We start from the raw sequence: 13155 nt of genomic DNA, 5'->3' as shown, positions 1-13155 counted from the left end.
GCGCGCTGCCCCCTTGTCCTGATATAAGATCATTATACATCAGCCCGGAAAGGAACGGACATCGGGCAGGCTTGCTCTTCGGGATCATATCGGCAGCTCGATCCATTCGAAAGGCGTCTCCATCGCTTTCGCGCCGAATTCAATTAAAGTAATAACCGCCATTGTCTCGGATGAAGTTACGGGAGGAATTCCCGTTTCGAAGAAGCGAATCAGGTTTTCGATAAACAGGGCAAAGAAATTCGACTCCACCTTTGCGACATGAGCTGCGCCGGAAGCGTATTGAATCGCAGTCAGGAAGGGACAGTCCCCGCCAATTAAATGCATGTAGGCCTGTCTTCCTCCGCCGAAATCAACAAGCAGCGCCGGAGCGTTTTCCGTACCCACGGACATGATTCGTCTCGGCTCGCTGCCCATCAGCGCCACGATCGGCTCGAATTGATGAATCGAATAGTTGCTGTACGCGCCAGGCCCCCAGCTTCTGATTGCCTCAATTGTCTCCTTGTTGCTCGAGCTTGAGGCAAGCTCGGAAGCGAATCGAAGCGCCGAGGTGGAGTACATTGGCGTGCCGTAATGCTCCGCCAATCGGAACATCCGCCGAGCGGCTTCACGATCCTTCGCGAATGTTTTGTCGATGAACACAGGCTTGCCTGACTTAAGCGGCGCTTCGGACAGCATCCCGTGATATTCCGGATGATCCGGCGACAGCACGATGATATAGTCGCTCCTCTCGACAACCTCCTCTATCGAATTCAGCAAGGGTATCGCGTTCGCCTTGCTCCAAGCTTCATTGCTCATTTTTCCTTCTATATTGTCCAACCCGTAAGCATAAGCCACCTCCATACGACCGCCGGAAGCCTGCTTGATCCAGCCGGGATATTTGTTCGCATGAAACTCGTCCAGATAATAATCGATGAATCCAATCTTCTTCATCTTCGTTGCCTCCTTGGATGCATTGCCGCTCGCTTCGAACCTTGAGCGCTCATCCTCTATTATAGGAAGCCCAATCTCCGGAAGAATAGCGCTATTCGATGACCTTTACTGGTAATTCAATGACTTGTTGCTGCTTCACTTGATGCTGCTTGCACAAACGGACACAGAAGGCGCTATTGGTGTAAAAATACCGAGTTTGCTCAGTTTCGCGGACACAGAAGGCGCTATTTCCTCCAAAAACCCAAAAAAAATTTTGTTTTTTTGAAATTAAGGTCAACTCTGTCCGCGAAATCACAAAAACAGTTCATTCTGTTGAAATAGCGCATCTATAGTCCGTTGAGATAGTACAGATTGGGAGGCTGTCTGTCAACTCTCTTGGGTAGACTCAAATCAGTCATTTCGTCGAGGCTTGCCTTTGCAACAAGTAGACACTAAGCCGCAGACGGAATCACATTCTTATGAGAACGAAGATTTTCAAGAGCTGATTTTCTGGTATACTGAGGTTACACCAACCAGGAATGGATGTTACTTTATGAAGAACGAAGACATGCTTATGGTTCTGAAAGCCCTGTCCAATGAGACGCGTCTTAACATATTATGCTGGCTTAGCAAACCGGAGACGATGTATGGAGACATGCCGAACGCCATCAAAGAAGAGTTCCCGGGCGGAATCTGCGTGGGGAGCATTCAGGAGAAATCCGGACTTGCGCAATCGGTAATCTCTTCCTACTTGTCTACCATGCAGAAGGCAGGGCTGCTCGAATCCCGCCGATATGGACAATGGACCTATTACAGGCGCAATGAAGAAGCGATTGCCGCTTTCTTGAAACATTTTTCTTCCAGCCTCCGGGTCAAGAAGAATGAGAATGACAAATAATGTTCTTCAGAATCATTTGCTTTTCCGTCTATTAATCTATATATTTAGATTTATAGATATATTTTAAAGTACAGAAGGAGAGATTGAAAATGACCCTATCCAAAGCTGCTGCCGCGCTTTTCAAACCATTTGAAGGAGGCCGTCTGAAGCTGGACAATCGAATTGTCATGGCCCCGATGACCCGCACGTTCTCGCCGGGAGGAATTCCAGGTCCGGATGTGGCCGGCTATTATCGTCGGAGAGCAGAGAATGGCGTAGGTCTTATCATAACCGAAGGAACCGTTATTAACCATCCGGCGGCGGAGGCAGACCAAAACGTGCCTCACTTCTACGGCGAAGAAGCTCTTGATGGCTGGGCGCGAGTCGTGCGGGAAGTTCATGAGGCCGGCGGCAAGATCGCCCCGCAAATCTGGCATACCGGAACTGCCCGCCAGAAGGAGAAGTTCCCGGAATCGGATGCCGACCCAATCGGGCCATCGGGACTGGACTTAACTGGCAAGAAGGTATCCGAGCCGCTGACCACGGAAGAAATTCACGGTCTTGTGCAAGCATACGCCCAGGCCGCTGCCGATGCGAAGCGTATCGGCTTTGACGCGGTTGAAATTCATGGCGCGCATGGCTATCTGATTGACCAGTTTTTCTGGGACGCAACCAACAAGCGGACAGATGAGTATGGAGGCGATCTGATCGGCCGCACACGATTCGCGGTAGAGGTAATTGAAGCGGTGAGGGCCGCGGTCGGACCCGACTTTCCCATTATATTCCGCTACTCACAGTGGAAGCCGGTGGATTACAGCGCTAAGCTGGCTTCGAATCCCGAAGAGCTGGAGCGCTTCCTTCATCAGTTGTCCTCCGTAGGCGTCGATATTTTCCATGCGTCCACGAGACGCTTCTGGGAGCCGGAATTCGAAGGCTCGGAGCTGAACCTGGCGGGTTGGACGCGGAAGCTCACCGGCAAGCCCGCTATAACCGTCGGCTCGGTCGGCCTTGACTCCGATTTTACCAGCTTGTTCGCGGAAGGCAAAGGCGGTCAAACCTCAGGTCTCGATGAACTAATCATGCGTCTGGAGCGCGAAGAATTCGATCTTGTCGCTGTTGGCCGCGCTCTGCTTATGGATCCGGCCTGGGCTGCCAAAATCCGCGAAGACCGCGTCGATGAGCTGAAGTCGTTCACGCCGGCTGCCTTAGCGACGTTGAGCTGAGCCTGGCTATCTAACCATTCCGGCATTGAATCCAGTTTGAAAATGATGTCATCTCTGTTCATGCTAGACAGGGCTGCACTTGATTAAAAGCCAGAGACGGCGGTGCCAGGGTGTTATCCCTGCACCGCCGTCTCTGGCTTTTGACGTTACGCTCATTAAGCTAGCTGTAACAATCTCTCTCACATTCATCCCTTAATAGTCGGAGCCGCCGACGGGCGCCATTGTCAAGGAGAGATCCAGGTTGCCGTTGCGGCAGCGGATCGCGTCCATGAACGCCTTCTGATCCGTCGCTGGTTGTAGCGTGACCGCGTAAAGCAGCTCGTACAAGCTTCCAAGCTCCGTCGTCTTCAGCTTCTTAAGCTCGTACTCCACGCCGAATTGCGCGAAAACTTCATCGAATGCTTCTTCATAGCTCAAGCTTTCCGGAATCGTTACCTTGAGCAGCTTCTGCGCGCTCTTCCGCGCTCCGAAGTTAAACTTGCTCAGCACAACCATCAATACGCACATAATAATCGTGAACAGCAGCGCATAGCCGAAAGCCCCGACGCCGCATGCCAGACCTGCCGCCATGGCGAACAGGACATGAGCGATATCCTTCGGATCGCCAGGGGCGCTGCGGAAGCGGATGATGGAGAAGGCGCCCGCCAAGCTGAACGCTCTGGCGATATTGCTGCCAATCAGAAGAATGATAATCGCGACGATAGCGGGAAGAATAACCATTGTGAATGTGAAATTTTGCGAATAACCGTTAGGATTCGATTTCATGTAGGTGTAGCTGATAATCCCGCCGAGCAAGATGGCGATGAGTATCGTTACGACCGAGCTGCCGAAGCTCATTGTCGTGGAAGCTGTTGTTGGATTGAATATGTTTTCGAAATCAAACATAGAGTACACGCTCGCTTTCTCTGGATTGGATAAACGGTGTCACCGCTTGGGCTCCGGCAGCGATCGGCATTCTCTCGCCTTTGTTTGCATACCTGACCGATTTCTTGAATTCATTGCCGTATTTCGAGAAGGAAGTTCGGTATAGGCCATGTTCCGACAACAAGCGCGATAACCACAGGGGAATCGTCTTCTCCGCCTTCACTTCCATTAACCATTTGTTGTCCTCTACAAGCGGCTCCCCGTGGTCGCCAAGCTCCAGACCCAGATCGAAGCGTCGGCTGCGTATATTCGTGTCGAAGGTGATTCGCAGGTCTCTGCTCTCCTTGCTGAACATCGCTTTGCGTTCATAGGCGAGATAGGTTTTGGGCATCAGCTCATAGCGCCCCAGGAAATATTTGATCTCCTCCACAACCTGTCTGTTCATGTAAGGCTGAAGCTCCGGCAAGCCCCCCGTCCGAACGAATTGATAAGCTTCGTTCAGCCTCAGCGCCGTGCGGCGTTTATTGACGAGCCCGAATACTTTCTTCTTCAGCTCCAGATATACCTTGGCATCTTCGCCCGGAACTCCGTATGCTCTTAATCTCAGCTTCTCCTTGTATTTTGGCTTCGCCAAGCTCGTCCGGATGAGCGAATCATGCTCCGTATCAAAATATAAGTTCGTGATGGAATAATACTCATGTTGTTTGTTGTACTCATCAAGCTCCATATAATCCAGCAGATCGCTATAAAAGCGCCGGTACGCCAGATCATCAAGCAAATACTTGTTCTCATATCGGTTGAATACTTCAATGGCCACTATGCATCGTTCCCTTCCGCGATATTGCTAATGCTTCAACTCCTATGACTGTATCTTAGACGGTCAACCTTGAATGAATCTTAAATGGATTTACAATTCCTTAACTTTCAGGAACATCCGCATATCTGAACGAAGTTCTTCCTATTAATGCGACTGTTTGACTTGCCGCGGCCGCCCCGAAAGGTTAAGGTTGATTCAAGGTTGAATTGTTATAATAGAAGCAAGCAAGATAGAACATAAGCAGAGGATGAACGATCATGAGGATTTTGATCGCGGAAGACGAGATGCATTTGGCTGAGGCCTTGTCCCAAATATTAAAGAAGCAGCATTATTCGGCGGATGTCGTGCATGACGGCCAAGCCGCCTACGATTATGCGTTAAGCGGCATCTATGATCTGCTTCTGCTCGACATCATGATGCCGAAGATGGATGGAATCGCCGTGCTGAAGAAGCTCCGCAGCGAAGGCGTCCCCACTCCGGTCATTCTGCTCACGGCCAAGGGGGAAATCTCGGATAAGGTCGCGGGACTTGATCATGGAGCGGATGATTATATCGCCAAGCCCTTCTCCACGGAAGAGCTGCTCGCTCGCATTCGCGCCGCATTGCGCCGCAAAGGCGAGGTGCTCCCCGAGGAAGGACTGACGTACGGCGATATCGAGCTGAATACTTCCCAGCTAAAGGTAACTGTGAAAGGCAAGGAATTGAAGCTTAATTTGAAGGAATGCGAGCTGCTGGAGCTGCTTCTTACGCGCAAGCAAGCGGTAACCTCGAAGGAGCAAATCATTGAAAAGCTGTGGGGGTTTGATTCGGATGTTGAATATAACAATGTGGAGGTGTACATCTCGTTCCTCCGGAAGAAGCTGACATTCCTGCAATCCTCCGTGCGGATCACGACGATTCGAGGCGTCGGGTACGTAATGGAGGTGACGGACGCATGTTCAAAAAGCTGAAAAACCGCTTTCTGCTTCTCAATCTCATCACGATAACCATCATGATGCTTGTTGCATTCGCGGCCATCTATGCCATCACCTATCAGAACGTGCGGCGGGATATCGATGTCGAATTGCATAACATTACCGAGTTTTATCGCAATGCGCCTGGCGACGGAAGACAGCGCGGCGGGCAGGACGCGGGCATTAAGCCCGGAGGCTCGCCTTTCAATTCGGACTTCGGGGAACCTCCGCTGGGCAAGACCGTATCGTTCATGCTGCTGGCGGACGCGAACAATGCCCTCATTGATATGGAATCGCGCTTCGATCTGGAGCAAGCTCTATATGTGGAAGCGCTCGGCAAGGCGCTTGAGACAGGTGACGAGACCGGACAATTCACTATCGATGGCAACGACTGGGCCTTCCATGCGCAGCCGATTGCCATCGGAACCTTGTTCGTCTTCATGGACGTCACCGCCCAGCAAGGCATTTTGACGAATTTAATCTATACCTTCCTGGCTGTTGGACTCGGCATGCTGATTGTTATTTATTGGATCAGCCGGATGTTCGCCAGCCGTTCCATCAAGCCTGTCAAAGAAGCATTCGAGAAACAGAAGCAGTTTATAGCCGATGCTTCGCACGAACTGAAAACGCCGCTTGCGGTTATTCAGACCAATACCGACGTTCTGCTTGCCAATCGCGACGACACGATCGCAAGTCAGGAGAAATGGCTGAACTACATCAAGCAAGAGACGCAGCGAATGGCCAAGCTGACGGGCGATCTGCTCTATCTGACCGAGATGGAGGATGCGCGGATCGCGACATTGCATACCGAATACAATCTCAGCGATGCGCTCGAGACGATCATGCTCACCATGGAAGCCGTCATCTTCGAGAAACAGCTTCGCTTCGATTACGAAATTGAGCCCGGCCTGATGACGAAGGGAAGCGCAGAGCAAATGATGCAGGTTATTATGATTTTGCTCGACAATGCCATTAAGTATGCAAATCCGCAGGGAGCGATCACGCTAACGCTGAAGAAAAAACAGAATGATGCGGTGCTCTCTGTGACGAATACGGGAGAAGGCATCTCTCCCGAGCATCTGGATCGCATCTTCGACCGCTTCTATCGCACGGATACCTCTCGTTCGCGCGCGCAGGGCGGACACGGACTCGGTCTTGCTATTGCCAAATCCATTGTAGAGCAGCATGGCGGCAAGCTGTCCGTACGCAGCGTAGTAGGAGAATCCACTACATTCGTATTGCATTTGCCGGCGCTTTAACTCATGTGACGACGGTAATCAAGAGGACGCTTTCCCGGTAAAACCGGAGCGTCCTCTTTCTGCTTGGCAAGTATTCAGAATTTAACCTGATACAGGGCAGGCGATACAGAGCAGGCAATACAGGACGATTAATAGATCCCGCGGCTTTTATAGATTAAGGCCCGTCAGCTTTCGTAATTGCTCTAACATCTCTTCCGCTTTTCGCGGATCATTCATTAAAGCCATTCTGTATTCCATCATCCAATGAAGCGTATCCAGCATATGATCGTATTCTTCCTTCTTGCTTTCAATCTCGCTTATCTTGCCGCGTATCCATCCCATTACTTCTTCATTAGACAACGTATGCGAATCGTGATCTTGCAGTATGACCTTCAATTCGGCAAGCGAGCATCCAATGCCCTGGAATTTTTTGATGAGCTTCAGACGATCGAGCGCTTCATCGGAATAGCTGCGGTAATTATTTTCTTCTCTCCGAACATGCCGACGGTCAAACAGACCTTCCTTCTCATAATACCGAATCGTGTGGGCGGTTAGCCCCGCCTTGTCGGCCAATTCCTGAATTCTCATAGCGACACTCCTCCAAAGATAACTCTTGCCTTAGAGTTCACTTCATAGTTTACACTGAAATTGTTCCATTACTCAACCACATAAGGAGGAATAATTCATGCGAATATTCGTGACAGGAGCAACAGGCTATATCGGTTCGTCTGTCGTTCGGGAGCTTCTGCAGGCTGGACATGCGGTTGTCGGACTAACCCGATCCCAGCAAGGAGCGGCTCTGTTGAAGCAAATCGGCGCAGAGGTTCATCATGGGGATCTTGAAGATTTGGAAAGCCTTCGTCAAGGAGCAGCCGCAGCGGACGGTGTTATTCATCTGGCTTTCAGACACGACTTCTCGGATTTCGCCGGATCGCTTGCAATCGACCTGCGTGCGATCGAATCGATGGGGGCAGCGCTCGAAGGCTCCGGCAAGCCGTTCGTCATAACAGCGCATGCGAATGGGGAAGCGTCGGAGAATGCGGTCCTTGCATTGGCTGAGCGAGGCGTGCGCACATCCATCGTATCGCTCGCTCCGTCCGTGCACGGCGAAGGCGACAAGGGCTTCGTTCCCCTGCTCATTAACATCGCCCGCTCGAAGGGCTTTTCCGCTTATATCGGCGATGGGCTCAACCGTTGGCCGGCCGTGCATCGCCTCGACGCGGCTCCTCTATTCCGCATGGCGCTTGAAGCCGCTCCGGCAGGGTCGCGTCTCGACGGAGTCGGCGACGAGGGCATTCCGTTCCGGGAGATCGCCGGCATCATCGGCCGAAATCTGAATGTGCCGACGGTTAGCATTGCCCGCGAAGAGGCGGATGCCCATTTCGGCTTTCTCGGCTTCCTTGCGGCGCTCGATATTCCAAGGTCGAGCGCGAGCACTCAGGAGCTTTTGAATTGGCGTCCCGTCCACCCTTCGCTTATCGCGGATCTCGAGCAGGGACATTATTTCGATCTTTAATGTCGCGTAAAGAAGCGAGCTGCGGGAACCGACTTCAATTCTGCAACGCTGGTTTTCTGCGTTGCTGCTCGGCCCGGGGCTTTATCACAGTCAAAGACCGCGCCATCGAGGCGCGGTCTTGTTCATTCCTGTTCATTTGGCAGCAAAGCACAGCCTTTGCGTCTCTAAGTGCCGTTCTAAGAACCACTCTGAGATTCCGCTCTCGGCTGCTCCTTGCGCATCTTTCTAGGCACCGCTCTGCGCGCCATTCTGCGACCCGCCCTGCACGCCATTCTGCGACCCGCTCGGCGTTCCATTCTGCGATCCGCTCTGCTCTCCATTCTGAGCACGGTTCTGTCCGCCGCCAGGGAAGCCGCCTTGACCAGCTTGACCTCCCTGGAATCCGCCTTGGCCGCCGCGGCCAAAGCCGTTGCCGCCTCCGCCCATGCCGCCTCCGGGGCCATTGGAGCCGAGCTTCGTTAAGTCGACCGACGACGCATCAATCAGTGCATCCGCATCCGCATTCGCCTGCTGCCCTTCCGTTGTCGATGGAATATCGCCGTCCAGCTGACCTTGAATGCTCTCCGCTCTCAGCGTGCCCACCTTGATCAGCTCGGAAACGGCCGTTTCATATTCCTCATAGGTGTTGAACGCGGTGGGGTCCTGCTTCACGTAGTCCGCAATAAGACTGTTCAAGCTCTGCACCTTCTCCTCGAACTTGCCGTCCGCGAAATATCCGTCTACAATCTTTTGCAAATATTCATGATACTTCGTCATATATTCCGGCACTTCCAGCAGTTTGCCGAGAATCGGCCGCTCCTCCAAAGTGACGCCGGATACCGGAGTGTCGATCGGCTGATTAATCACATCGGAGGCCGAGCCTCCCTGGAAGCCGCCGAACGCCATATTATAATCCCAAGGCAGCATGCTGATTTGCCCGTCGTTCTCATACAGATAATAGTTATGCCCCATATTTGAAGTGTAGCTGTCCATGTTCACAACAACCGTATGAGCCGCAAAATAACGAAGAACGGCGTCAACATCTACATATTTCTCCAAATCAGTGCCCGCGTTCAAGTTTTTCAGCGCTTCAATAACTCGCTTATAATCCTCATCCGTCGTTTTCGTCTCGGCATTGTCGAAGATCGCCGAATAGCTGGAAATTTCATCATCGGTATATACGAGGGACACGCCGTTTCCTGAACCGTTCATGCCGCCACCGCCGCCGCGATTGCCGCCTCCCATCATGCCGCCCATGCCGCCGTTCGGTCGGCCGTTAGCACCGTCATTTCCCTGCGCGGTCCCCATGTCGGGAGGCGTCGCACCATCAGGCAACGCCATGCCATCCGGCGGCGTCATACCATTCGTTGGTGTCGTTCCCTCTGACGAGGTACTTGCCGAGTCTTGCTGCTGAGCGGCCGTATTTTCAGCCGCCGATTCATTGCCTTGATTCGCCGCATCGCCTGCAGCAGGCTGGTTGCCGTCCGGCATTGCTCCCGGCATGCCGCCCATACCGCCTTCCGAATTATCGTTATTCGGCTTGTAGAGCTCTCCTTCATCATTTTTGGCCCGTGCCAGGTAACCGCTGTCGATATCCTCGACCGCCAGGTAGAGTCCCCAAGCAGCTCCATTTACCGAAATATCGGCGAACGCGAACAGCGGCGCATCCACGCCGGCATAGCTCATAATATCGTAGCTGAGATATTCCTTCATATAACTATTGTCCGTAATCATGTTGTTGACGACGAGCTTGTCAAGGCCCATCCATGTCTGATCATCGACATACTCATCGAATTTGATCTTAAAGCTGTAGCGGTCCGAATCCTCGTCGCTTGCAACCTGTCTCAAACTCGAATTGCCCTTCGGACGAACGCCGACATTCTCGATCGTTGTTCCGTTGATCGTTACATTCGCCGAAATATATTCCTCCTCGGTCGCCGTGTCCAGCATATTCTGCCATTCATCCGGATCCGCATCGATAGAGATGGACATGATCTCTGCTTTATTGATCTCGCTTGCATAGGCAACGGTCGGCGAGCTGCCGGCCTCACTCTTGTCCGATTTGCCTCCAAAGTCGCATGCCGTCAGTATGATTGCGCATAGTATCATCATCCCCGCCCGCATCGTCCATTTATTCTTCAGCATTTGCAATCGTCCTCTCCATTCTCGAATTTGCACTCTACGTGTTCATTGCCCCCATCGTACAGGTAAACTCTTAAATGAATCTTAAACTTTTTGTAAATGCCAAGGTGAAGGCGTTTCAAGAAAAAGCGGATCGAATGCAGCCATCAGGCGCACTCAATCCGCTTTTGCGATTGATAACAGGATTAGTTTATAAGGATCGATGCCTTCCTTCCCGCGCATCTAATTCCCCGGCAGAAGTCGAATGCCTTCTCCCTTCCGCGTCTCGATAACGAGCACGCTGTCATGCTCGACCGTCTCTTCTACTCCGCGAATGACGCGAGCTTTGCTCCACGGATTATAAATGCGCAGCATAGCTCCCGCTTCGCTGACAATATCGATCTCCTCTATTCGGCCCGCTTCCGCCTTGGCGCTGACGAGAAAGCCGCCAACCGCCCGCAGAGTAGCGAACGCCGCTCTCTGCTCCAGCGGCCAATTCGGGAAAAACCGCAAAATGCCGTTATAGCTCTGAAGCAGACACTCATTAATGACGGCCGACAATGCGAAATTTTCGAACCAAATGCCCATCGGCGCCATATAATCAAATGGCGTTGTATCCTCGTACCTTCCGCCGGATTCCAGGAGCATATCGGTGCAGGTCCCGTTCGGCAGCATGCAATAAGAGATTTGCCGCTTGAAGCGTTCCAGATCCAGCTTGCCGAGACGCGCTCCCGCCATATTCAAGAAGACCAACTCATTGCCGCCTTCATTGCGGTGATTCATATAAGAATTAGCCGCAATCTCATAGCTGTCATCAGAAGAATGCAAGCCATGCTCCTCACCCGGGAACACGGTCGACACGCTATTCGGAACATTGTACACGACCTCCGGATCCTCACCGTCAACCGATACGAATACCTTCCCTCGCTTCGAGTCGGCCGTCGGATATTCAGGGAAATGAAGCAGCACATCCTCGATCTCCGCAAGAAGCTCTCCTTCCTCTTGCAGTCTGCCCAGTGCTTCGCTTGCCTCTCTGAAAGCCCGGAACAGAAACTTCGTCAAGGTCAAATCGACGATACAATCCTTGTTCTTCCGAAATCCCGGCGTTAGCTCGTACAGCTCGGGCACCACTGTAGGGAAGATATGATACCGGTCATCTCCCCATTCCTCTCCGCGAGCATCCGCTCTCTTCATATAATCCACCATGAAAAGAGCCGCTTCCTTCATTGGCGCATAAGCCCGTTCCTCCAGAAATACAAGATCCATCGTGTACAAATAATGCCACCATAAGCTCTGAACAGTCCATGGCGTCTCGCAAACCTCCCAGCCCCAATGGGGAACGGGATAGGGCATCATATTCATCTCAACCGGATAAGCGGAGTGGGGAAAATAGGCTCCGCGCAAGCCGTAATACTCCTTCGCCCACTTCCGGCTGACGGGCAGCACATGATCGACCATATTCGCATAAGCCAGATGCTTGTCGACATGATTGCTCGAGAAGGCCAGCCAGAAGGGCTGCTGCGTGTTATAGTTCATATGATAATCGCCATGCCATTCCGAGCCGATCCTGCCGTAGCTCCAGTTCGCGAAGATGCCGGGACAGGTTGCTTCCGACTTCACCGAGCATTGAAAAAAATACAAATTGCGATACCAAATGCTCTCCAGGAACGAATCGTCGAGCCAAACCCCGGATTGGTTCCAGAATTGCCGCCATCTCTCCAGGGATGATTGAAACGCGGTATGGAAAGCATGCCGATCAACTGCCTTAGCGCCTGCATCCTCCTTGGCAATTCCTGCGGATGCTTTGCTTACATCCGAATCCAGTCCTTCTTCGAGCCTTGCGCAAAGCGTAAACGCATCTGCCTCGCGTTGCCCGTGCGGCTCGAAACCAAGCTCAAGCTCCCTGCCGCTTTCCCGCAAGGAGACGCCATCGTCGGCGCGAACCGACAAGCGGAAGGCACGGTCTTTGAAGGCTTGACTCCTCCCTCCCTCTTCCAGGGAAAAGGGCAGCTTCTGCCGGAAGGAGAGCAACCGCTCCCCGATACTTGACTCTATCTCGTAACGCGGCAGCTCCTTCGGCGTATGCGGATCGGGCAATATTCGAATGCGATTGAAGAGATTGCCAATCTTCTGTCCGCTCTTCCCCTGGAGCTTCATCCACAAGCGATCCTTCCCTTGATCCACAAACACAAGCAAAGTTGCTTCGTCGTCTCCAACCAAAAAATCGATCTCGCAGAGGCCGCTCTCGATTCGCAAACGATGACCAAGCACCTCGACCTCTCTGCGATCGAAGCCAAGCAGCAAGGAGCCGCAAGGCATCGGCCGCGGATAAGGGAAGTCATAATTTTCGCTCGTCATTTCCACATATTGCTTGTACCACGGATCCTCGTTCAGCGAGCCGAAATGCTCCGGAATCCTCTTCAGCTTGGCGAAAATCTCCTCGAAGGTGCCGATCTTCTCTTGATGCTGCTCCGCAATACGAATATCCCATACATTATTATGGCCGAAATGAATGACTACCGCGTCCGGCCTTGTCGTCACCACCGCGCCAAGACCGCCGTTGCCAAGCAGCGCCCCTTCAAAAAAATCAGACGCGGGTCCTTCAAATTTAATCGCATGCTTGCCAGCTTGCTCCATACTGTTCATCGTTATCTCTCC

At 52.3% G+C, this 13155-nt stretch carries 11 protein-coding genes; 5 read left to right on the top strand and 6 right to left on the bottom strand.

All coding sequences use genetic code 11. From position 1 onward, the window contains the following. Positions 1 to 84 precede the first annotated feature (84 nt). Positions 85 to 930, bottom strand: a complete 846-nt coding sequence (locus HFP08_RS05450) for a Gfo/Idh/MocA family oxidoreductase (RefSeq protein ID WP_168119532.1) — start codon at positions 928 to 930, stop codon at positions 85 to 87. Between the two features lie 532 nt (positions 931 to 1462). On the opposite strand from HFP08_RS05450, the gene HFP08_RS05445 reads away from it, so the two are divergent. Together HFP08_RS05445 and HFP08_RS05440 are read left to right on the top strand one after the other, a co-directional pair. Next, positions 1463 to 1807: an ArsR/SmtB family transcription factor gene (locus HFP08_RS05445; RefSeq protein WP_168119531.1), complete on the top strand. Its 345-nt coding sequence runs from the start codon at positions 1463 to 1465 to the stop codon at positions 1805 to 1807. 89 nt (positions 1808 to 1896) lie between these two features. Further along, positions 1897 to 3009: an NADH:flavin oxidoreductase gene (locus HFP08_RS05440; RefSeq protein WP_168119530.1), complete on the top strand. Its 1113-nt coding sequence runs from the start codon at positions 1897 to 1899 to the stop codon at positions 3007 to 3009. A gap of 192 nt (positions 3010 to 3201) precedes the next feature. On the opposite strand, the gene HFP08_RS05435 is transcribed toward HFP08_RS05440, so the two are convergent. Further along, on the bottom strand, positions 3202 to 3894 hold the full coding sequence (locus tag HFP08_RS05435; RefSeq protein ID WP_168119529.1) for a DUF4956 domain-containing protein: 693 nt from the start codon (positions 3892 to 3894) through the stop codon (positions 3202 to 3204). Further along, complete coding sequence (locus HFP08_RS05430; protein WP_168119528.1) at positions 3887 to 4690, bottom strand: polyphosphate polymerase domain-containing protein; 804 nt, start codon at positions 4688 to 4690, stop codon at positions 3887 to 3889. The genes HFP08_RS05435 and HFP08_RS05430 overlap by 8 nt, the downstream gene beginning before the upstream one ends. Positions 4691 to 4947: 257 nt before the next feature. Between HFP08_RS05430 and HFP08_RS05425 the strand changes: the two genes are divergently transcribed. Together HFP08_RS05425 and HFP08_RS05420 are read left to right on the top strand one after the other, a co-directional pair. Then, on the top strand, positions 4948 to 5640 hold the full coding sequence (locus tag HFP08_RS05425) for a response regulator transcription factor (protein WP_168119527.1): 693 nt from the start codon (positions 4948 to 4950) through the stop codon (positions 5638 to 5640). Beyond that, a complete protein-coding gene (locus HFP08_RS05420; RefSeq protein WP_168119526.1) occupies positions 5625 to 6902 on the top strand; it encodes a sensor histidine kinase in 1278 nt (425 codons plus the stop codon). The genes HFP08_RS05425 and HFP08_RS05420 overlap by 16 nt, the downstream gene beginning before the upstream one ends. A gap of 147 nt (positions 6903 to 7049) precedes the next feature. On the opposite strand, the gene HFP08_RS05415 is transcribed toward HFP08_RS05420, so the two are convergent. Next, the gene (locus HFP08_RS05415) at positions 7050 to 7469 is read right to left on the bottom strand and encodes a MerR family transcriptional regulator (protein WP_168119525.1); all 420 of its coding nucleotides are present in this window, start codon (positions 7467 to 7469) and stop codon (positions 7050 to 7052) included. Between the two features lie 97 nt (positions 7470 to 7566). On the opposite strand from HFP08_RS05415, the gene HFP08_RS05410 reads away from it, so the two are divergent. Further along, positions 7567 to 8397, top strand: coding sequence for an SDR family oxidoreductase (locus tag HFP08_RS05410; RefSeq protein ID WP_168119524.1), 831 nt, complete (start codon positions 7567 to 7569; stop codon positions 8395 to 8397). 225 nt (positions 8398 to 8622) lie between these two features. On the opposite strand, the gene HFP08_RS05405 is transcribed toward HFP08_RS05410, so the two are convergent. Next, complete coding sequence (locus HFP08_RS05405) at positions 8623 to 10521, bottom strand: CotH kinase family protein (protein WP_277345829.1); 1899 nt, start codon at positions 10519 to 10521, stop codon at positions 8623 to 8625. Positions 10522 to 10740: 219 nt separating this feature from the next. Continuing rightward, the gene (locus HFP08_RS05400) at positions 10741 to 13143 is read right to left on the bottom strand and encodes a glycosyl hydrolase family 95 catalytic domain-containing protein (RefSeq protein ID WP_168119523.1); all 2403 of its coding nucleotides are present in this window, start codon (positions 13141 to 13143) and stop codon (positions 10741 to 10743) included. Positions 13144 to 13155: the final 12 nt, after the last annotated feature.

This window comes from Paenibacillus sp. HB172176, assembly GCF_011947265.1.
Classification (GTDB): Bacteria; Bacillota; Bacilli; order Paenibacillales; family Paenibacillaceae; genus Pristimantibacillus.
This window is presented reverse-complemented; position numbering and strand designations above follow the sequence as displayed.